This window comes from Aureimonas endophytica (assembly GCF_014642635.1).
Lineage (GTDB): Bacteria > Pseudomonadota > Alphaproteobacteria > Rhizobiales > Rhizobiaceae > Plantimonas > Plantimonas endophytica.
Map to the genome: position 1 here is coordinate 933,965 of NZ_BMIQ01000001.1, position 20,219 is coordinate 954,183.

Here is a 20,219-nt window from a genome sequence, read left to right on the forward strand (position 1 = left end):
AAGATATAAAGATTTCTTTATATGATCTCGCCACCTGCCCGCAAGTCATCGGCATGGCTGACGCGATCCCCGTCCTGGCTCTATAGAGACGGGCGATGATCGAGAAGTCCTTCTTTGCCCGATCGGCCGCCAGCGTCGCGGCGGATCTCATCGGCTGCGCCCTCTTCGTCGACGGGGTCGGCGGCCTCATCGTGGAGACCGAGGCCTATGACGAGGCTGATCCGGCCTCCCACGCCTATGGCGGCCCGCGCGGGCGCAATCTCGCGATGTACGGTCCGCCCGGCCATGCCTATGTCTATCGCTCCTACGGCATTCACTGGTGCCTCAACTTCACCTGCGAGCCGGAAGGCGACGGCGCGGGCGTCCTGATCCGTGCGCTGGAGCCGACGGCCGGGCTCGACCGCATGGCGGCCCGGCGCGGTCTTGCAAATCCGCTGCAACTCGCCTCCGGGCCAGGCAAGGTCGGCCAGGCGCTCGGCATCGACCTGTCGCATTACGGCCTGCCGCTCGACCAGCCGCCGTTCCGGGTCGAGCCGAGAGGCGCGGTGCCCCTGGTGGCCATCGGGCCGCGCATCGGCATCTCGAAGGGCATCGACACGCCCTGGCGCTTCGGCCTCCAAGGCTCGCCCTTCCTGTCGAAGCGCTTCGCCGATCCGGCCGCCTGATCAGCGCCGCTTCAACGGCTCGATCCCGCCCCCGTCGTCGTCGCGCCCCGAAGCGCCGGCCTCCTCGTCGGCGAGCGTGCTGGCGGCCGCTTCCGGGTGATGATCGGCATCCGGCCCGCCGCGCGCGTTCGCCAGCGTGTCCGAACTCTTCGGCGCCTCGCCATGCGGCGAGACGCGCTCGTGCTCCGGCGCGGAATTGCGGGAAATGGTGCGGATCGGATCGTTCGGCATGGCTCGGTCCTCACAGGAAAACTGTCATGGAGGCAACGCATGGCGGGGCCGCGCGGTTCGGCGAAGTCTGACGCGACACGTCGCGCCGAGGCTTTGCGCTTGGCGGGCCAAGCGGTTAGGCTCGGCTTCTTCTTAGCCGCGACGAGCGCCCGTCCATGCCCAGCAGCCTGCCGAACTCGATCCATGCCCGCGACGTGGAATATCTTCTCCACGCCGTGACCAATGCCCGCCGCCACGAGGAACGCGGTCCGATCATCATCGATCGGGGCGAGGGCATCCATGTCTTCGACGACGAGGGCCGGTCCTATATCGAGGCGATGGCGGGGCTGTGGAGCGTCGCGGTCGGCTTCGGCGAGAAGCGCCTGGCGGACGCGGCCTACCGGCAGCTCCAGAAGCTGCCCTACTACCATTCCTTCAGCCACAAATCGAACGAGCCGGCGGTGCTGCTCGCCGAGGCGCTGGTGCGGATCAGCCCCGAGCGGCTGACCAAGGTGTTCTTCACCAATTCCGGCTCGGAGGCCAACGACACCGCCGTCAAGCTCGTCTGGTACTACAACAATGCGCGCGGCCTTCACGCCAAGAAGACCTTCATCGCCCGCCAGGGCGGCTATCACGGCATCACCATCGCGGCCGGCTCGCTGACCGGCCTTCCCACCAACCATCGCGACTTCGACCTGCCGATCATCCCGGTGAAGCACGTCACGACGCCGCATTTCTATCGCTACGCCCAGCCGGGCGAGAGCGAGGAGGCCTTCTCCACCCGTCTCGCCGAGGAGCTGGAAGCGACGATCCTCGAAGCCGGGCCGGACACGATCGCCGCCTTCATCGGCGAGCCGCTGATGGGCGCCGGCGGCGTCATCCCGCCGCCGGCCGGCTACTGGGAAAAGGTGCAGGCCGTTTGCCGGCGCTACGACATCCTGATCGTCGCCGACGAGGTGATCAACGGCTTCGGCCGCCTCGGCACCATGTTCGCCTGCGAATATTACGGCATCGATCCGGACATCCTCGTCCTGTCGAAGCAGATCACCTCCTCCTACCAGCCGCTCGCCGCCCTCCTCATCTCCGACGCCATCTATCAGGCGATCGCCGACAATTCGGCGAAGATCGGCACGCTCGGCCATGGCTTCACGGCCGGCGCCCATCCGGTGGCGACGGCGGTCGGCCTCGAGAATCTCGCGATCATCGAGGAAAATGGCCTCGTGGAGAATGCCCGCGCCGTCGGCGAGGTGATGCAGCGCGAGCTGCGGCGCCGCTTCGCCGATCATCCGCTCGTCGGCGAGGTGCGCGGCATCGGCCTCATCGCCGCCATCGAGCTCGTCGCCGACAAGGCGACCAAGGCGCGCTTCGATCCCGTCGGCAAGCTCGGCCTCGCGATCTTCGATGCCGGGCACGAGCATGGCGTCATCATCCGCGCCATCGGCGACCAGATCGCCTTCTGCCCGCCGCTGATCATCACGGAGGCGGAGATGATCGAGATGCTCGACCGCTTCGAGCGCGCCTTCCATCAGGCGACCGCCGCGCTGGCGCCGGCTTGAACGCCGCGAAAAGACGGCGGAGCGGAGCTCTCCGCCCTAATCTTGCCGCGACCATGGCCCGAAAACCCGGCAAGTGAAACGTGAGGCGGAAGCGGTGATGCAAGTTCGTGCCTGTCAGATGCCCGCCGAGGAGCTGGAAGCCGGATCGCGCCTCGCCGCGATCCGCTGGCTGATCGCCGACGCCGCCTCGGACGGCGCCGATGTCGTGGTCTTCCCGGAGCTCGCGCCGACCGGCTACGGCGCTGGCGACGTCATCCGCGACGGCGCGGAAGCGGCCGACGGGGTGACGCTGTCCGAGATCCGCCAGCTCGCCGACGATCACGAGGTCACCGTCATTCTCGGCCTCGCCGTCCGGGCGGAGGGCGGCGTCGTCAACGCCGCCGTCGTCGCCCAGCCGAAACAGGCGCCGATCGTCTATGCCAAGCAGCATCTCTACGGCGACTACGAGAAGGCGCTCTTCGTGCCCGGCACGAAGGCCTCGCCGATCTTCGAGGTGGCCGGCGCCAAGGCCGGGGTCCTCGTCTGCTTCGACGTCGAGTTCCCGGAACGGGTGCGCGAACTGGCGTTGGCGGGGGCCGAGATCGTCTTCGTGCCGACGGCCCTGCCCGCCGGCGAGGCCTCGCGCTTCATCGCCGAAAGCGTGGTGCCGGTGCGCGCCTTCGAGAACCACCTCTTCGTCGTCTATGTGAACCATGTCGGCCGCGACGGGCGCTTCGCCTATCAGGGCCTCTCCTGCATCGCGGCGCCGGACGGCAGCCGCATCGCGCTGGCGCCGGAAGACCGGCCGGCGACGATCGACGCGACGATCGACGGCACGGACTATGCGACCGCCGTCGCGATCAATCCCTATCTGGACGAGCTGCGCGCCGCGACCCTCCTGCGCGAGCGGGCGCTGACGGCGATGGAACGCGAGGACGAGCTTTGGACGCGATGACCGAGGGTTCCGAGCAGCCAGCCCGGCATCCCGCCCTCGCTCTGGTCGAGGCCGTGCTGTTCGACAAGGACGGCACGCTGCTCGATTTCGACGCGACCTGGGGACCGGCGACGGCCGAGGTGCTGCGCGAACTGTCCGGCGGCGATGCCGCGCTGTTCGAGCGCCTCGCCGCCTCCTGCGGCTTCCTGCCGGAAACGGGCGGCTTCTTGCCGGATTCGCCGGTCATCGGCGGCTATACCGACGATTTCGCGCCGGCCTGGGCGACGATCCTCGGCCGGCCCTATGACGAGGCCTTCAAGACGCGGGTCGACGCCCTGTTCCGCGCCGCGAGCCTCCGGCACCTGACCGCCTATGCCGATGTCGCCGCCGCGCTCGCCGCCTTGCGCGATGCCGGCCTGCCGATCGGCCTCGCCACCAATGACAGCGAGGCGACCGCGAAGGCCCATCTCCACCGGCTCGCCATCGCGGATCTCTTCGATTTCGTCGCGGGCTACGATTCAGGCCATGGCGCGAAGCCGGGCAGCGGCATGGTCACGCGCTTCGCGGCGGCGGTCGACGTGGCGCCGCTGGCGGTGGCGCTCGTGGGCGATTCGCCGCACGACATGCATGCGGCGATCGGCGCCGGTGCCGTGCCGGTCGGCATCGTCCGCACTGAGCGGGCGGCGGGGCAGCTCGGCGACCTGCCGAGCCTCACCGTTCCCGATCTCGCCGGACTGCTCGCCGGGCTCGGCCTGTCAGACCGCTGAGCCTTCAGGTCTCGTAATCGCCGCCGCTGCCGGTGGGCCGGTCCTCGGCCTGCTCGCGCAGGGATTCCTCCAGCTCGTCCAGACCGTCCAGGGTTTCCTGGTCGTCGTTATACGGCTCCGTGGCCGTCGCCTCGCTGCGCGGGCGCGTGCCGACATCGCGATGAACGTCGTCGTCATCGGCCAGCGTTCCCGCTTCCCGATCCTCGGCGTCGCGGTTCTCGTCCTCGGCTTCGAGGCCGAGCAGCGCGCGATCCGACGGATCGAGATCCGCCTCGTTCGCATAGGCCCGGTCCTGCGGCAGGGCCTCGTCGCGCTCTTCCTGTCTGAGTTTCGGCATGGCCTCTTCCCTGTTCACGCCTCCGCCGCCTTGCCGCGGCGCTTCGACGTGTCCTTCTCGGCGCCCTTAGCGGGCTTGGCTTTTGGTTTTCCCGAATCCTTGGCGGATTTGGATGCCGGCTTCCCGGCGCTCGCCTTCGGATCGGCGGGTTTCGACTTCGCCGCGCCCTTCTTGCCGGCGCCCTCCTGGCGATCGGTGACGAGCGGGTGCTCGTCGGCGACCTCCCGAGCCGCCGCGAGATCGGGAGCGGGCACCTCGTCGCCGCGATCGGTGATGCCCGGAATGTCGCCCTGGTTCTGCGCGGCGAAGGCCGGCTCGACGGGATCGTCCAGGGTCTCGGCGACGGGGGTCAGCGTCACTTGCATGCTGTCGCGCAGCGCGACGATCTCGCGCGCCTCGGCCCAGTGCCGCTCCGAGCGACCTTCGGGCCGACCCTCCTGCTCCCAAAGCTTGTGGGCCTCCTGGCGGACCCGTTCCTCGTCCTCGTTCATCGCGTCCATCCTCTTCGGGTCCGCCCGCGGCCGCTCCGCGCGTCCCTGTCCCGCGGCGGGCAGCCCGCCCCTCGTCTCACGAGGCGATAATGGGGCAGTCGCGCCGCGAAGACAGGGGGGCCGACGAAACTTGCACGGGAGAGCTTGAGGGAAACCGGGCTTTCCGCTAGGCGAGAAGGGCTCGGGCCCGTAGCTCAATGGTTAGAGCCGGCGGCTCATAACCGCTTGGTTGGGGGTTCAAGTCCCTCCGGGCCTACCAATCCGTTCATAGGCGTCCCATACCGTCCACAGGCGTCTCCCTGGCCCTAGCGTTTCCGGGCTTTCTGAATCACCTGGAACGCCTCTGGACACCCCAGCGATCCAATTTGTTAGCACAGTTGTTGGCATCAGATTTCGCCGTTTACCGCGATGCCAACAAACTGACGATTCCTCAGCATTGAATCAGATGCTCGAACTGATTTGCTTCTTCTCACTTCGTTCAAGCCCCACCCGTCGCGGGTTCGAGTCCCATGGCCGGCCCCATGTCGACCGACGGCTCTGGAATCCAACCATCAGTTGTTCGAACGATATTCCGCTAATGGTCGAATATGCTCCTCGACGTGCGGTAGATTATGGCAAACGAAGGGAAGGCTTCTTCTCGTTCATCCAATCGTAAAGCTCTCTAATTGTCGAGAATCTCGTCAGCATGCATTCTTTGGAGTGGGGATCGCGTGCGGCCACGCTTAGTGAGCTTTGCCCACTTGAGCTGGCGTCCTCAAGCAGCCAAACTAGATATGCTTCGAAGGCCTCTAGAGGTAGCGATAGCCTGCCATTGAGAAATTCGGTTACGAAATCATAAGAGTTTTTTCTTGATGCGCTGCCGGGACCCATCGCCTGGAGCTGGTAGTCGCCTGTAAAAATCAGACGATTGCACACTTCATGACGGTAGATGTTGAAATGGATGGCAGACTTCGCGTTCGCCCACCCAACGAAATGGGTAATATCGTGGAGCGCTTGCATCTGAGGGTTCAGTTCGAGCAGCCTGCAAAGTTGTAGACGTTTGGGTTTGATTTTCTCTTTCTTGATATCTGTCTCGTCAGACTTGAATTCCACAAGCGCGAAAGTTGTTGTCTGAGATAACAGGAAGTCTGCTCCTGCGTCGCGATCTTGACCGTTTAGCGGAAACGCGTATCCCTTGTAGCCGAATTCGGAAGCAACATCTTTAAAGTAATTTGAGAATTCAAAGGCGACTGTGGTCTCAATTTTCATCGTCAACTCGAAGCGCAACAAGGTCTGGACTTTATGGATCCTCCATCAATTCTATTTGTAGCGGGTTAAGGACCTGCTCAATTTGTCCATAGCGTCGCGTGCAAGCCGTTGCTGTTCCGCTTCACTACTGTACGGTTCCGCATGCGCGATGTTGTCATTGCCGAGTGTGTCCATCAGCTGATGCGTCGTCGCGCCGGTCTCCGCCAACATTTTATCAAGCGTTTTTCTAAGGCCGTGAAGTGTGAAGCCTTTCGGAATGTTGGCGCTGTTCGTCCAATCGGCCATGCGGCCGGTACTTTTCGGACGCCAGTCGGTCGGCGGAGTGGGAGAGTGACTGGGATACCCGGCGAGCGTTCATTTTGAGTTGATCGCCCACAGAAATCACATGCAATCCCAAAAAGTGTTGGTGTGAGTGGTAGTACTACTGGTATGGGCAACCAGTAAAGCTAAGCGGTAACAACGCTCTAAGGCGATTTCCTTGGTTCCTCTGGGCCTACCACGCCTCGAGCTTTCGATTTTATTCGCTTCATTCCGTGATTTCGCGCCTTGATGCGCCGCGAGACGACTGGGCGCGCGGCCTCTCCGCTCCTTGGGCCGGCGAGCGCGCTGTCGGGTATGAGCCGGGCGCAAGTTGCGGAAGCGGCGGGCATGGACCGGCAGACGCTGCGTGACCGGGAATGCGCTTACGATGCCAGGGGCTCGCCGGTCTTCGCGACTGGCGCAAGGGGCGCCCGACGCCGAGGGCCGGCGAGGGCGAGCAGGCGAGCCTGACCAACGCGATTTTCCGGGGGCTCGATCTGGAGCGTGATGGCCTCAGGATTGTCCGAGATTTCGTCTCCGGGGCCATCATGTCGCCGATGGGGCGCATATGACGTGAAGAGCATGCGGCGCGGCAATATCGCCGCGCACCGCTCAGCGTGACACATCCCACTGGCGGACCTGCGCAAGGACAGCGCGTCCCACCCGGCGAAGCGCCCAAAGAGTCAGCGCATTGAGCGCAAAGCAGGCAAGAAGTTCTTCAGGGGCCGATTCCATGTCGAGTATATCGGCACTCCAAAAGAGGCCGGTGAGAAACAAAGAAGCAACGACATGCAGAACCGTCATTGGCACATCGATTCTGTTGATCATGCAATAGTCAGCCGGTCGGTAACAAGGCAACAACTTCCGCCCTCTCATAGGTAGCACGTTCTACCCTAAGGTTACAAGCAAATTTTCCGGCATAATTGCAATCTTTACTTGCAACTATACTGAGATCGCAACCTTTGATTGCTGTTTGTGGCAGCCATCCGACAGTCCGGCTCGAGTGACAACAACGTCGGCTCGCGGAACGGACCGTCTCATGAGCGTCGGTCCGTCTCGGGCCGGGATCGGGTAGGAGAGGGTCGAGAGAGGGGAAAAATCCATGGCCAATGCCCGGGCGGCACCGACACGCCGCCGGGCTCCTTATCGGCGAACCGAAGCGCTTTCCCCTAGAAGGGTCGGGGTTTGCGCCACGTCGAGGGCAAGTCCCGATTGCTGTCGCCGGTAACAAATTTCAGCAAATCGGACAAAAGTTTTTGCCCATCCAGCAAGTTCGGGTTAACCAAAGGGGCCGATATTTGGCGGAGGTAAGACCTGCCTCGTGCAGCTGAACCGGGAGCTCATGATGTCAACCATCGTCCTTAGCGTCGTTACCACCTTGGTCGCCCTACCCTGCATTGCGCTGTCTGTGGGTTTCCTCGCGATGTATGCCAGCGGGCGGATCATCGAGGCCGACGAGCGTAAATTCGACGACAGCATTTCCCTCCAGCGCTGAACCGGCCCCTCCGGGCTCCTCGCTACCAGCGCCGTTTCCCCCCTTTCGTCAGAGCCGCCTCGCCACGATGGCTCGCTCGCGTTGACAGCGTAATGTTATCACATTAGACATCGCATCCGAAGGGCGCCGATCTCGGTCGCCCAGGCTTACGCGATGTCTCGTTCCGATCCCCTGCCCCGTTCCCTGCTCGCGCAATCGGCCATGGTCCGGCTCGGGATCGCGCTCGGCGCGATCGTCTTCCTCTGGCTCGGCATCCTCTGGGCGGTGCTCCTGCCATGACGGCGCCGCTGACCCTCGACAACGTCACCGTCGCCTATGGCCGCCATCCGGCGGTGCATCACCTTTCCGGCGTCTTCGCGAGCGGCAGCCTCACCGGCATCGTCGGGCCGAACGGCGCCGGCAAGTCGACGCTCCTGAAGGCGATGATGGGCTATCTGCCCCTCTCCACCGGGCGCATCGCGCGGACGGGCATCCGGGCGGCCGACGTCGCCTATCTGCCGCAGGCGGCGGAGATCGACCGCAGCTTCCCAATCACCGTCGCCGACATGGTGGCGCTCGGCGCCTGGAGCCGCTTCGGCCTGTTCGGCGCCCTGCGCCGCAGCGACGCGCAGCGCGCCGTCGAGGCGCTGGCGAGCGTCGGACTCGAAGGCTTCGAGCGCCGCGCGATCGGCGAGCTCTCGGCCGGCCAGTTCCAGCGCGTGCTCTTCGCGCGGCTGCTCCTGCAGGACGCGCGCGTCGTCCTGCTCGACGAGCCCTTCACCGCGATCGACGCCCGGACCACGGCCGATCTTCTCGGCATCGTCCAGCGCTGGCATGGCGAGGGGCGCACCGTCGTGGCGGTGGTCCACGATCTGAACCAAGTGCGCGAGAACTTTCCCCAGACCCTGCTGCTGGCCCGCGAGATGATCGCCTGGGGCGCGACGGCGGACGCGCTCTCGGCGGAAAACCTTCTGAAGGCGCGGGCGATGGCCGAGGCCTGGAACGAGGATGCCGAGCTCTGCACGGTCGGTGACGACCGGCGCGTCGCATGAGCCTCCACGACCTCCTTCTCGGGCCTTTCGTCGATTACGGCTTCATGCGCCGGGCGCTGATCGCCTGCCTCGCGCTCGGCCTCGGCGCCGGGCCGATCGGCGTGCTGCTCGTCCTGCGGCGGATGAGCCTCGTCGGCGACGCGCTGAGCCATGCGGTGCTGCCGGGCGCGGCGGTCGGCTTTCTCGTCGCCGGCTTCTCGCTGCCGGCCATGGGTCTCGGCGGCCTCGTCGCGGGGCTCGCGGTGGCCGGCCTCGCGGGCCTCGCCAGCCGCGCGACGGCCCTGCGCGAGGATGCGAGCTTCGCCGGCTTCTATTTGATCTCGCTCAGCCTCGGCGTGTTGATCGTGTCGCTGCGCGGCTCGAATGTCGATCTCCTGCATGTGCTCTTCGGCACGATCCTGGCGATCGATTCCTCGGCCCTTTTCCTGATCGGCGGAATCGCCAGCTTCACCATGCTGACGGTCGCCCTCTTCTACCGCCCGCTTCTGCTGCAATCGCTCGATCCCGGCTTCCTGCGGGCGGTCGGCGTGCGCGACGGGCTGTTCCACTTCCTGTTCCTGTTTCTGGTCGTCATCAATCTCGTCGCCGGCTTCCAGACGCTCGGCACGCTGATGGCCGTCGGGCTGATGATGCTGCCCGCCTCCGCCGCGCAGCTCTGGACGAAACGGCTGCCGGCGATGATGGCGACGGCGGCGGCCATCGCCTTCGTGTCCGGCTATCTCGGCCTCGTCGCCTCCTTCCGCCTCGGCCTGCCCTCCGGCCCGACGATCCTGCTCTTCGCCGGCGCGATCTACTGCCTGTCGCTCGTCTTCGCGCCGAGCGGCGCGCTGGCGCGCAACCTGCCCCGACGGCGGCACAAGGCCGCCTGAACACCCGCCTGCCAACAAAGGAGACCTGCCATGATGACGCGACGCCTCGTCCTCGCGCTTGCCTGCACGTCCGCGATTCTCGGAGCCGTGCCCGCCGCCTATGCCAAGACGCTGAATGTCGTCGCCAGCTTCAGCGTGCTGGGCGACGTCGTGTCGGAGGTCGGCGGCGACAAGGTGACGGTCACGACCCTCGTCGGGCCGAACGGCGACCCCCATGAATACGAGCCCTCGCCCGACGACGCCAAGCATCTGAAGGCCGCCGATCTCGTCTTCGTCAACGGTCTCGGCATGGAAGGCTGGATGAACCGGCTGATCAAGGCCTCCGGCTACAAGGGCGAGCCCGTCGTCGCCTCCGCCAAGGTGAAGACGCGCCAGATGGAGGAGGACGGCCAGGACGTCACCGATCCGCATGTCTGGAACGATCCGAAGAACGTGCGGGTCTGGGTCGCGGCCATCGAGGCGGCGCTCGCCAAGGCCGATCCGGCGGATGCCGAGACCTTCAAGAAGAACGCCGCCCGCTACGACGCGGAGCTGCATGAGCTCGACACCTACGCCAAGCAGCGCTTCGCCAAGACGCCGGAAGGCGATCGCCGCATCCTGACCAGCCACGATGCCTTCGGTTATTTCGGCGATGCCTATGGCATCACCTTCCTCTCGCCGCTTGGCCTCTCGACGGAGAGCGAGGCCTCGGCCACCGATGTCGCCAAGCTGATCGACCAGATCAAGCGCGAGAAGATCTCGACCTATTTCTTCGAGAACTCCAACGATCCGCGTCTCGTGCGCCAGATCGCCGAAGCGACCGGGGCGAAGGCCGGCGGCGAGCTCTATGTCGAGTCGCTCTCGGCCAAGGACGGCCCGGCGCCGACCTATGCCAGGATGTTCCGCTACAATGTCGATCAGGTCGCCAACGCGCTGGCGAAGACGAACTGAGAAAGACCCGAGGGCGCCGGTCGCGGCGCCCTCACCCCTTCCGGCAGGTCACCTGGAACTTCGTCGACAGGACCTGCGAGAACTTGATGCCGTCGTCCGGCACCGGCGCATCCGCCGGGATGGCGGCGATCGACGCCATCCAGGATTTCGCCGCCTCGTCCGGGCTCGGCGCGTTCATGTCCGTGCGGCAACCGGCCGGCATGCCCTTCACCACGAAATCCTTCGTCCCCTTGAAGTCGAAGGCGACGAAATAGGTGTCGTCGAAATTCGAGAAGGACAGGTCGCCGGCCTTCACGTCCAGCGCCTCCTTCGGCTTCAGCGCGAATTGGAAGCGCAGCCGGCCGCGCTTCTCGTCATAGCTGACATCCAGCGCCGGCGGCGCCTGCATCGCCACCACGACGCCGTTCCGGCGCACGAAGGTGTAATAGGACCAGCGGGCGATCGACCCGGCGACCTGTTTGCCGATCGCCGCCAGTTCGTCCTTGTCCAGCTTGCCGTCGCCATTCTTGTCGAAATCCACGACGACGCTGGAAGAGAACATCTCGTCCATTGACCAGTCGTTGCGCAGAGCCTGAAGGCGGCCGTCCGGCGCGACGTCGATCTCGATCCTCGGCTCGACGAAGACGTGGGGATGGGCCTTGGCGGCGCCCGGCGCGGCGAGGATGGCGAACGCCGCGGCCGCGAGAAATGCCCGTGTCTTGGTCATGGATTCGGGGTTCCTGTCTCGTCCTCCGACAGGCTCTGCGAGAATGGCCGAATTGAGATCGCGAGGTCACGCCGGCGCCAGCCAAATTCACGGCGGCTTGACGGTCGTGCGCCGCATCGGCCAATTCGGCACCATCGGTTCAGACGGGCAAGGCCGAAGCGTCCTTCGGCATGACCCTCAACGGGCGGCAGGCATATGGCGAAAGTTGCATTCATCGGCCTCGGCGTGATGGGCTATCCGATGGCCGGGCATCTGGCCAATGCCGGCCATGCCGTCGCGGTCTTCAACCGCACGGCGGCCAAGGCGGAGAAATGGAACGGCGAGCATGGCGGGCGCGCCGCCGCCACGCCGCGCGAGGCGGCGGAAGGGGCGGATTTCGTCTTCTCCTGCGTCGGCAACGACGACGACGTGCGGCAGGTCCTGACCGGCGAGGCCGGCGCCCTGTCCGGCATGCGGCCCGGCGCCATGCTGGTCGACCACACCACCGCCTCGGCCGAACTCGCGCGCGAACTGGCGAAGGCGGCGTCCGAGCGCGGCGTCGCCTTTCTGGACGCCCCGGTCTCCGGCGGCCAGGCCGGGGCCGAGAAGGGCATCCTGACCGTGATGGTCGGCGGCGAGGAGCCCGACTTCGCCTCCGCCAAGCCGATCATGGCCGCCTATGGCCGGACGATCACCCTGATGGGGCCGGTCGGCGCCGGCCAGCTCGCCAAGATGATGAACCAGATCTGCATCGCCGGCCTCGTCCAGGGACTGGCCGAGGCGATCCATTTCGGCAAGCAGGCCGGGCTCGACATCGCCACCGTCATCGGCGCCCTTTCCAAGGGCGCCGCCGGCTCCTGGCAGATGGAGAACCGCCACGCCTCCATGGCCGAGGGCCGCTACGATTTCGGCTTCGCGGTGGAATGGATGCGCAAGGATCTCGACATCTGTCTCGCGGAGGCGCGGCGCAACGGCGCGACGCTGCCCGTCGCGGCCCTGGTCGACCAGTTCTATGCCGAGGTCGAGGCGATGGGCGGGCGGCGCTGGGACACGTCCTCGCTGCTCGCCCGCCTGGAGCGCTGACCGGCGCGACCCGGCGCTCAGTCCTCCGGGAAGTCGGCGCTCAGGGACAGGTCGCCGAGCGCCTCGATCTCGGCGAGACGTTCCTTGAGCTTCGCCGTGACATTGTCATAGGCGATGCGGCCGAGCACGAGATGACGCGGCGCCTCGGCGCGCTCGGTCGCGGCGATGATCGCCTCGCCCGCCCGCACCGGATCGCCCGGCTGCCGGCCGCTGATGTCGGAGGTGCTCTTCAGCCGTGCGCCCGCAGTGGCGGCATAGTCGGCGATGCGGTTCGGCGTCTGGCGAAGCGAACGGCCGGCCCAGTCGGTGCGGAACGGCCCCGGCTCGATGCAGGTGACCTTGATGCCGATCGGCTTGCCCTCGGCGGCGAGCGCGTCGGAAAAGCCCTCCACCGCATGTTTCGACGCGGCGTAATAGCCGGAGCCCGGATAGCCGATGAAGCCGGCCTGCGAGGTGATGTTGATCACATGGCCGTAGCGGCGCTGGCGCATGCCGGGCAGCACGGCCCGCGTCAGGGCGAAGAGGCCGAAGACATTGGCGTCGAACTGGGCGCGGATCTCCTCTTCCTCGCCCTCCTCGATCGCCGCCTGATAGCCGTAGCCGGCATTGTTGACGAGAACGTCGATGCGGCCGAAACGGTCTTCCGCCGCCCGCACCGCCGCTTCGATCTCCGCCGGCTTCGTCACGTCGAGCGTCAGCGCCAGGAAGCGCTCGCCGCCGGTCGCGGCGAGTTCGTCGAGGCGCGCGGCCTCGCGCGCGGTCGCCGCGACGCGCCAGCCGCGCGCGAGGAGGAGCTTGGCGAGTTCCTTGCCGAAGCCGGTGGAACAGCCGGTGACGAACCAGACGGGACTTGCGTCGGAAGCCATGCGAAATCGATCCCTTGCCTCATCGGCCGCGCGCGGACGGTCTCCACCCGGGCGCGCGGAAGATAGAGCGCGATCGCCCGAGGCGAAGCGGCGTCCGGCTCAGGAGGCCACGGAAAGATCGGTCGCCGCGAATTCGGTGCGGTTGCGCCCGGCCCGCTTGGCGGCATAGAGCGCGAGGTCGGCGCGCTGGATGAGGTCGCTGCGGCTGAGCTGCGTGTCGCCGATGGTGAGGGTCGCGGCGCCGATGCTGATCGTGACCACGCCATGCGCGCTCCGCTCATGCGCGATCGCGCGCGAGACGACGGCGTGGCGCAGCGCCTCCGCCTCCTGCAAGGCGGTCGAAAGCGGCGTTTCCGGCAGGACGACGGCGAATTCCTCGCCGCCATAGCGCGCGACCGCGATGCCGGGCCGGCGCAGCACGGCGCGCAGTTCCGCGGCGACGGCCCGCAGGGCCTCGTCGCCGGCCATGTGGCCGTAATGGTCGTTGAAAGCCTTGAACTGGTCGACATCGAGGAGAAGCAGGCTGAGACTCCGCCCGTTGGCGAGCGCCATGTCGAAGGACTGTTCGAGCACCGCGTCGAAGGCGCGGCGGTTGAGGAGCTGGGTAAGGCCGTCGGTCGAGGCCAGCGAGGCGAGCTGCCGGTTGGCCCGCGCCAGCTCGTCCTCCATCGCCTTGCGCGCCGTCACGTCGCGCAGCACGAAGACGAGCTGGTCGTCGATCTCCGTCGGCCGCCCGTTCACCTCTACCCAGATATAGCGGCCGTCCTTGTGCCGCATGCGGTAGCGCACCTCCGTCACCGGCGTGCCCGAACGCAGGACCTGCATCATCGAGAGAACGGTCTCGCCGTCTTCGGGATGGATGAGGTCGCTCGGCGGCTGGGTCAGAAGCTCCGCCGGCGACCAGCCGATGACCTCCTTGCAGGCCGGCGACACGAAGGTGCGCATGTCGCGCCGGTCGAGGCAGGTGATCATGTCGGCGGAATTGGCGGCGAGCAGCCGGTAGCGGGCCTCGCTGGCTGCGACGGCCCGTTCCGCCTCGCGCCCCTCCTCCAGCCGCACGGCCATGGCGTTCAGGGTCTCGCCGAGGTCGCGCAGTTCCGGCGAATGCCAGAAGGGCAGCCGCGACCGCGCGGCGAAGTCGCCGTTCTTGATGCGGCCCGCCGTGCGCGTCAGTTGCAGGATCGGCGCCATGTGCAGCCGGTCGCCGAGACACCAGAAGGCGACCAGCGCCGCGATGAGGACCGCGGCGGCGGCCATGGCCGAATGCATCGCGCGGTTGCGGATCGGCGCCAGCAGCGCCTGCCGCGACTCGCCCACCGCGATCATCAGGCCGGAGGTCTCGGCGCCGTCGATCGGCTCGAAGCCATAGATGATCTCGTCGCCCATGAGGCCGGCGGTCTCCGCGACACCGCCGCCGGGCATGGACCGCATGGCGGCGAAGAGCGGATGGTTGCCGAGCACCGTGCCGCCGATCACGTCGTTCCGCGGGAAATGCGAGAGAATCCGACCCGAGGCCGGCTGCACCATCGCGACCGCCAGCCGGCCACCATCGGAGACGATCTCAGCCGTGGCGGAGAGGCGCGCGAGATCGATCGAGGCGAAGACGGCGCCGAGCTTGTTGCCGGCGGCGTCGCGATAGGCCATCGCCAAGGCGAAGGTCGGCTGCTTGCTCACCCGGCCGATCATGAAATTGCCGACGATGAACTCCTCGGCATTCGCCGCCATGATGCGCGTGACGAGTTCGCCATCGGTGAAGGGTTGCCGCTGGCGCAGGATGTTGTGGCAGGTGATGACGCCGTCGGCATCCATCAGCCCGACGGTCAGGAACTGCGGATTGGCTTCCTTGAACTGCGCCAAAGTCGCGTCGCAGGAGGCCCCGCCCTCGATCGACACGTTGGGCGAGCGTCGGAGCGTGTCGAGAAGGAGGCGCGAGGTGGCGAAGATCTGCGACTGGCGCGCCGCGGCGATCCGCGCCGACTGGACCACGTCGTGGCGGGCGGCGGCGAGGGTTCGGACATAGTCGTCATAGACCGAGAAGCCGACGAAGACGGCCAGCGGCAGGATGGCGGACGCGATGAGGATCGTCATTCGGCCTCGCATGCTGATGCGGCCGAGAGCCTCCCTGATCGCCATCGAGCACCTTTCGCGCGGACCGAATGCCGCTATCCAACCATTGAAGTCTTAATAAGACGCCCCAGCGGGCTCAGTCGACAGTTGAGAAGGGTGGGAAAGCGCCTTTCCGATGGTCGCTCGAAATCTCGGCGACGGCTTCAACGGCCGTTAACACGGGCCGGCTAGATCGAACGCGATGGCCCCATTCCCGCTCCGAGACGCCGCCCGTCCCGACCAACCCGCGCTCCGCCTTTCGGAAATCCTGTCGGCGCTGTCGGTGGCGCTCGACATGACGGAGGGCCAGCCGGCCGGCCATTGCATGCGCGCCGCCTATATCGGCGTCAGGATCGCGGAGGAACTCGGCCTCGGCAGCATCGCGCGGCGCGAGGTCTATTATGCGATCCTTCTCAAGGATCTCGGCTGTTCCAGCAATGCCGCCCGCCTTTGCCGCCTCTATCTCGCCGACGATCTCGCCTTCAAGCGCGACTTCAAGTTCCTGGACGACAGCCTGCCGCAGGTGCTGCGCTTCGTCTTCGATCATACGGGGCTCGGCCATGGCCTCGCCGAGCGCTTCCGGGCGATCGCCCATATCATGCGCCATGGCGGCGAGATCGCGCGCGAACTCATCGAGACGCGCTGCGAGCGCGGCGCGAAGATCGCCCGGCGCCTGCGCTTCTCGGAGGCGGTCGCGAGTTCCATCCATGCCCTGGACGAGCACTGGAACGGCAGCGGCAAGCCGCAGGGCCTGAAGGGCGAGGCCATCCCGCTCTATGCCCGCATCGCGCTCGCCGCCCAGGTGGCGGATGTCTTCCACCAGACGGACGGCGCGGCCGGCGCCCTCAGGGAATTGCGGCGCCGCTCCGGCCGCTGGTTCGATCCGACCGTCGTCGCCGCCTTCGCGAAAGTTCTCGCCGATCCAGGCTTCGCGGCGGAATTCGCCGCGGCGGACAGCGATCTGCCGGAATTCGACACCGAACTCGACCGCGTCGACGAGACCCTTCTCGACGACATCGCCGAGGCCTTCGGGGAGATCGTCGATTCCAAGAGCCCCTTCACCTCCGGCCATTGCGAACGGGTGACGCTCTTCGCCGACATGATCGCGGAAGGTCTCGGCCTGTCGCCGGAGCGGCGGCGCATCCTGCGCCGCGCCGCGCTGCTCCACGACATCGGCAAGCTCGGCGTCAGCAATTCGATCTTGGAGAAGCCCGGCAAGCTGGACGAGGAGGAGTTCCGCGTCATGCGCTCGCATTCGCTCCTCGGCGAGACGATCCTGTCGCGCATCGCCGCCTTCCGGGAACTCGCCGAGATCGCCGGCGCCCATCACGAGCGACTGGACGGCAAGGGCTATCCGCGCGGCCTGACCGCCGCCCAGCTCTCGCTGGAAACGCGGATCGTGACCACCGCCGACATCTTCGACGCCCTCACCGCCGACCGGCCCTATCGCGCGGCGATGCCGGTCTCGAAGGCGCTCGCGATCATGCGGGGCGATCTCGGAACCGCCATCGATCCGATCTGCCTCGCCGCCCTCGAAGAGGCGCTCCACGATTTCCTGCCGGAGGAGAAGCGAGGCGAACTGCCGCCGCCGCTCGCCGGCGCGGTTCCGGCCGCCGCCTGATTCGCCTTTCGCGAACGGGGGCTTGGACTTGACGGCCGACGGGTGTAGGCGATTGTCGCAATCTTTGACGATTGGATAAGACGATGCCAGCCTATCGCTCCCGCACGACGACGCATGGGCGCAACATGGCCGGAGCCCGGGGGCTCTGGCGCGCCACCGGCATGAAGGATTCCGACTTCGGCAAGCCGATCATCGCCGTCGTCAATTCCTTCACCCAGTTCGTGCCGGGTCACGTGCATCTGAAGGATCTCGGCCAGCTGGTGGCGCGCGAGATCGAGAAGGCGGGCGGCGTCGCCAAGGAGTTCAACACGATCGCCGTCGATGACGGCATCGCGATGGGCCATGACGGGATGCTCTATTCCCTGCCCTCGCGCGAGCTCATCGCCGACAGCGTCGAATACATGGTCAACGCCCATTGCGCCGACGCCATGGTCTGCATCTCGAACTGCGACAAGATCACGCCCGGCATGCTGATGGCGGCGCTGCGCCTCAACATCCCGGCGGTCTTCGTCTCGGGCGGCCCGATGGAGGCCGGCAAGGTGATCTGGCCGGACCAGACCGAAAAGAAGCTCGATCTGGTGGATGCCATGGTCGCGGCCGCCGACGACCGTATTTCCGACGAGGACGTGAAGACCATCGAGCGTTCGGCCTGCCCGACCTGCGGGTCCTGCTCGGGCATGTTCACCGCCAATTCGATGAACTGCCTGACGGAGGCGCTCGGCCTGTCCCTGCCCGGCAACGGCTCGACCCTCGCCACCCACGCCGACCGCCGGCGCCTCTTCGTCGAGGCCGGCCATCTTGTCGTCGATCTCGCCCGCCGCTATTACGAGCAGGAGGACGAGACCGTCCTGCCGCGCGCCATCGCGAGCTTTTCCGCCTTCGAGAACGCGATGACGCTCGACATCGCCATGGGCGGCTCGACCAACACGGTGCTCCATCTCCTGGCGGCGGCGCATGAAGGCGGCGTCGACTTCACCATGTCGGATATCGACCGCCTGTCGCGCCGCGTGCCGGTGCTCTGCAAGGTCGCCCCGGCGATCTCCAACGTCCATATGGAGGACGTCCATCATGCCGGCGGCATCATGGGCATTCTCGGCGAGCTCGACCGGGCGGGCCTCATCCGCACGGATGTTCCGACCGTGCATGCCGAGACGATGGGCCAGGCGCTGGAGCGCTGGGACGTGAAGCGCACGACGAGCCGCACGGTGCACGACTTCTACCGCGCGGCGCCCGGCGGCGTGCCGACGCAGGTCGCCTTCAGCCAGGAGCGCCGCTTCGACGATGTCGACACCGACCGCGAAACCGGTGTCATCCGCTCGCTCGAACACGCCTTCTCCAAGGATGGCGGCCTCGCGGTGCTCTACGGCAATCTCGCCGAGGACGGCTGCATCGTAAAGACGGCGGGCGTCGACGAGTCGATCCTGAAATTCGCCGGCCCGGCGCGCATCTTCGAAAGCCAGGACGCGGCGGTGCAGGCGATCCTCGGCAACAAGATCGTCGCCGGCGACATCGTGCTCATCCGCTACGAAGGTCCGCGCGGCGGGCCGGGCATGCAGGAAATGCTCTATCCGACGAGCTATCTGAAGTCGAAGGGCCTCGGCAAGGCCTGCGCGCTCGTCACCGACGGGCGTTTCTCGGGCGGTTCCTCTGGCCTGTCCATCGGCCATGTCTCGCCGGAAGCGGCGGAAGGCGGCACGATCGGCCTCGTGGAGGACGGCGACCGGATCGAGATCGACATCCCGAACCGCTCGATCCATCTGGCGGTGCCCGATGCCGAGATCGCCCGCCGGCGCGAGGCGCAGGCGGAAAAGGGCTGGAAGCCCGCCGCCCCGCGCAAGCGCAAGGTGACGACGGCGCTTCGCGCCTATGCGGCGATGACCACCAGCGCCGCGCGCGGCGCCGTGCGCGTCGTGCCAGAGCACTGACGAACGCTCTTCGCCCTGTCGCGTTGTCCTCCGACACAGGAGGACGATGCGATGAGCGACAAACGCGATGCCGAGCGGCGCGACGGCGAGCACCGGACGGCCGGCACCAATGCCCGGCCGCTGGACGAGACCATCGCCCAGACGGGCGGCGGCCTGCCGGACGATACGTCCGAACAGGTCGAGGTGCAGCCGGAAGAGATGAAGCGCATGGGCGACCAGATCCGGCCGCGCTGACCCATAGGCCAAGAGCCGCGCGGGACCCCGCGCGGCTCTTCTTCGTTTCGGGCGCTCCGGCTCAGCCGAGGAATTTCAGGAGATCGGCATTCAGCCGCTCCGGCACGGTGGCGAAGAGACCGTGCGGCTCGCCCTCGTATTCGATGAGCTCGGCGCCCGAAATGCCGCGCGCGGCGGCGCGCCCCGTCGGATCGATCGGCACCGTCTTATCGCCCGTGCCGTGAATGACGAGCGTCGGCACGGTGAAGGATCGGAAGTCCGGGCGGAAGTCCGTCTTGCCGAAGGCATCGACGCAGTCGATCGTCGCCTTCGGGCTCGCCATCACCCCCAAGACGAAGCTCCAGTCGAGGACGCCCTGGCTGACCGGGCTGGTGACGAAGCCGACGCCGTAGAACGTCTTAGCGAAGCTCTGAAGGAAGGCGAAGCGGTCCTTGCGGATCTGAGCCTTCATATCCTCGAAGACGCTGGCATCGACGCCGTCCGGATTGTCCGGGCCCTTCAGGAGATAGCCGGCGACGGAGGCGACCAGCGCCGCCTTCGCCACGCGGCCCGGCCCGTGCCGGGTGAGATAGCGGGCGATCTCGCCGCCGCCCATCGAGAAGCCGACCAGCGACACGCCCTGGAGATCCAGCGCCTCGATGACCGCCGCCAGATCGTCGGCGAAGGTATCGTAGTCGTAGCCGACCGCCGGATGGCCCGACTGGCCGAAACCGCGCCGGTCATAGGTGATGACCCGATAGCCCGCCTCGATCAGCGCCAGCGACTGATATTCGAACATGTCGCCGGTCAGCGGCCAGCCATGGATCAGAAGGACGGGCCTGCCCTCGCCCACATCCTTCACATGCAGCATGACGCCGTTCTTGCCTTCGACAAATGCCATCGGGAAA

22 protein-coding genes, 1 tRNA gene and 1 pseudogene are annotated in these 20,219 nt (G+C 66.7%); 14 read left to right on the forward strand and 10 right to left on the reverse strand.

Annotation, left to right across the window (positions count from 1 at the left end):
- Window positions 1-95: 95 nt before the first annotated feature.
- A complete protein-coding gene (locus tag IEY14_RS04685) occupies window positions 96-665 on the forward strand; it encodes a DNA-3-methyladenine glycosylase (RefSeq protein ID WP_188907009.1) in 570 nt (189 codons plus the stop codon).
- Here the strand turns inward: IEY14_RS04685 and IEY14_RS04690 are convergent, their stop codons facing one another.
- Complete coding sequence (locus tag IEY14_RS04690) at window positions 666-896, reverse strand: hypothetical protein (protein ID WP_188907010.1); 231 nt, start codon at window positions 894-896, stop codon at window positions 666-668.
- Window positions 897-1,051: 155 nt separating this feature from the next.
- On the opposite strand from IEY14_RS04690, the gene IEY14_RS04695 reads away from it, so the two are divergent.
- From IEY14_RS04695 to IEY14_RS04705, 3 genes are all read left to right on the forward strand, one after another.
- A complete protein-coding gene (locus IEY14_RS04695; protein WP_188907011.1) occupies window positions 1,052-2,431 on the forward strand; it encodes an aspartate aminotransferase family protein in 1,380 nt (459 codons plus the stop codon).
- 97 nt (window positions 2,432-2,528) lie between these two features.
- Window positions 2,529-3,365 (forward strand): nitrilase-related carbon-nitrogen hydrolase, encoded by an 837-nt coding sequence (locus IEY14_RS04700; RefSeq protein ID WP_188907012.1) that lies wholly within the window; start codon window positions 2,529-2,531, stop codon window positions 3,363-3,365.
- On the forward strand, window positions 3,362-4,111 hold the full coding sequence (locus IEY14_RS04705) for an HAD family hydrolase (RefSeq protein ID WP_188907013.1): 750 nt from the start codon (window positions 3,362-3,364) through the stop codon (window positions 4,109-4,111). The genes IEY14_RS04700 and IEY14_RS04705 overlap by 4 nt, the downstream gene beginning before the upstream one ends.
- Before the next feature lie 4 nt (window positions 4,112-4,115).
- On the opposite strand, the gene IEY14_RS04710 is transcribed toward IEY14_RS04705, so the two are convergent.
- Window positions 4,116-4,448: a hypothetical protein gene (locus IEY14_RS04710; protein WP_188907014.1), complete on the reverse strand. Its 333-nt coding sequence runs from the start codon at window positions 4,446-4,448 to the stop codon at window positions 4,116-4,118.
- 14 nt (window positions 4,449-4,462) lie between these two features.
- Complete coding sequence (locus tag IEY14_RS04715) at window positions 4,463-4,939, reverse strand: DUF2934 domain-containing protein (RefSeq protein ID WP_210318269.1); 477 nt, start codon at window positions 4,937-4,939, stop codon at window positions 4,463-4,465.
- Window positions 4,940-5,122: 183 nt separating this feature from the next.
- On the opposite strand from IEY14_RS04715, the gene IEY14_RS04720 reads away from it, so the two are divergent.
- Window positions 5,123-5,198 (forward strand) — tRNA-Ile (locus IEY14_RS04720).
- Window positions 5,199-5,548: 350 nt separating this feature from the next.
- Here the strand turns inward: IEY14_RS04720 and IEY14_RS04725 are convergent.
- The 3 genes and pseudogenes from IEY14_RS04725 to IEY14_RS04735 form a co-directional block, all read right to left on the reverse strand.
- Complete coding sequence (locus IEY14_RS04725) at window positions 5,549-6,187, reverse strand: hypothetical protein (RefSeq protein ID WP_188907016.1); 639 nt, start codon at window positions 6,185-6,187, stop codon at window positions 5,549-5,551.
- A gap of 51 nt (window positions 6,188-6,238) precedes the next feature.
- A pseudogene (locus IEY14_RS04730) lies at window positions 6,239-6,490 on the reverse strand (tyrosine-type recombinase/integrase); the annotation flags it as partial.
- 609 nt (window positions 6,491-7,099) lie between these two features.
- On the reverse strand, window positions 7,100-7,315 hold the full coding sequence (locus tag IEY14_RS04735) for a hypothetical protein (RefSeq protein ID WP_188907017.1): 216 nt from the start codon (window positions 7,313-7,315) through the stop codon (window positions 7,100-7,102).
- A gap of 517 nt (window positions 7,316-7,832) precedes the next feature.
- Between IEY14_RS04735 and IEY14_RS04740 the strand changes: the two genes are divergently transcribed.
- The 5 genes from IEY14_RS04740 to IEY14_RS04755 all read left to right on the forward strand — a co-directional run bounded on the left by IEY14_RS04740 (window position 7,833) and on the right by IEY14_RS04755 (window position 10,812).
- Window positions 7,833-7,982, forward strand: coding sequence for a hypothetical protein (locus IEY14_RS04740; RefSeq protein ID WP_188907018.1), 150 nt, complete (start codon window positions 7,833-7,835; stop codon window positions 7,980-7,982).
- 153 nt (window positions 7,983-8,135) lie between these two features.
- On the forward strand, window positions 8,136-8,261 hold the full coding sequence (locus tag IEY14_RS26090) for a hypothetical protein (protein ID WP_280515014.1): 126 nt from the start codon (window positions 8,136-8,138) through the stop codon (window positions 8,259-8,261).
- The gene (locus IEY14_RS04745; protein ID WP_188907019.1) at window positions 8,258-9,013 is read left to right on the forward strand and encodes a metal ABC transporter ATP-binding protein; all 756 of its coding nucleotides are present in this window, start codon (window positions 8,258-8,260) and stop codon (window positions 9,011-9,013) included. The genes IEY14_RS26090 and IEY14_RS04745 overlap by 4 nt, the downstream gene beginning before the upstream one ends.
- A complete protein-coding gene (locus tag IEY14_RS04750; RefSeq protein WP_188907020.1) occupies window positions 9,010-9,882 on the forward strand; it encodes a metal ABC transporter permease in 873 nt (290 codons plus the stop codon). The genes IEY14_RS04745 and IEY14_RS04750 overlap by 4 nt, the downstream gene beginning before the upstream one ends.
- Before the next feature lie 30 nt (window positions 9,883-9,912).
- Window positions 9,913-10,812, forward strand: coding sequence for a metal ABC transporter substrate-binding protein (locus IEY14_RS04755; RefSeq protein ID WP_188907021.1), 900 nt, complete (start codon window positions 9,913-9,915; stop codon window positions 10,810-10,812).
- Window positions 10,813-10,843: 31 nt separating this feature from the next.
- On the opposite strand, the gene IEY14_RS04760 is transcribed toward IEY14_RS04755, so the two are convergent.
- Window positions 10,844-11,518, reverse strand: coding sequence for a DUF1007 family protein (locus IEY14_RS04760; protein WP_188907022.1), 675 nt, complete (start codon window positions 11,516-11,518; stop codon window positions 10,844-10,846).
- Between the two features lie 195 nt (window positions 11,519-11,713).
- On the opposite strand from IEY14_RS04760, the gene IEY14_RS04765 reads away from it, so the two are divergent.
- On the forward strand, window positions 11,714-12,580 hold the full coding sequence (locus IEY14_RS04765; RefSeq protein WP_188907023.1) for an NAD(P)-dependent oxidoreductase: 867 nt from the start codon (window positions 11,714-11,716) through the stop codon (window positions 12,578-12,580).
- 17 nt (window positions 12,581-12,597) lie between these two features.
- On the opposite strand, the gene IEY14_RS04770 is transcribed toward IEY14_RS04765, so the two are convergent.
- Together IEY14_RS04770 and IEY14_RS04775 are read right to left on the reverse strand one after the other, a co-directional pair.
- Window positions 12,598-13,446 (reverse strand): oxidoreductase, encoded by an 849-nt coding sequence (locus tag IEY14_RS04770; protein WP_188907024.1) that lies wholly within the window; start codon window positions 13,444-13,446, stop codon window positions 12,598-12,600.
- A gap of 99 nt (window positions 13,447-13,545) precedes the next feature.
- A complete protein-coding gene (locus IEY14_RS04775) occupies window positions 13,546-15,534 on the reverse strand; it encodes a diguanylate cyclase (protein ID WP_188907025.1) in 1,989 nt (662 codons plus the stop codon).
- Between the two features lie 220 nt (window positions 15,535-15,754).
- On the opposite strand from IEY14_RS04775, the gene IEY14_RS04780 reads away from it, so the two are divergent.
- From IEY14_RS04780 to IEY14_RS04790, 3 genes are all read left to right on the forward strand, one after another.
- Complete coding sequence (locus IEY14_RS04780) at window positions 15,755-17,173, forward strand: HD-GYP domain-containing protein (protein ID WP_188907026.1); 1,419 nt, start codon at window positions 15,755-15,757, stop codon at window positions 17,171-17,173.
- A gap of 83 nt (window positions 17,174-17,256) precedes the next feature.
- The gene (gene ilvD, locus IEY14_RS04785) at window positions 17,257-19,098 is read left to right on the forward strand and encodes a dihydroxy-acid dehydratase (protein WP_188907027.1); all 1,842 of its coding nucleotides are present in this window, start codon (window positions 17,257-17,259) and stop codon (window positions 19,096-19,098) included.
- Window positions 19,099-19,149: 51 nt separating this feature from the next.
- Window positions 19,150-19,332 carry a hypothetical protein gene (locus IEY14_RS04790; protein ID WP_188907028.1) on the forward strand — a complete coding sequence of 61 codons (183 nt, stop codon included), beginning with the start codon at window positions 19,150-19,152 and terminating at the stop codon, window positions 19,330-19,332.
- A gap of 61 nt (window positions 19,333-19,393) precedes the next feature.
- Here IEY14_RS04790 and IEY14_RS04795 read toward each other — a convergent pair whose 3' ends face one another.
- Complete coding sequence (locus tag IEY14_RS04795) at window positions 19,394-20,212, reverse strand: alpha/beta fold hydrolase (protein ID WP_188907029.1); 819 nt, start codon at window positions 20,210-20,212, stop codon at window positions 19,394-19,396.
- Between the last annotated feature and the right edge of the window lie 7 nt (window positions 20,213-20,219).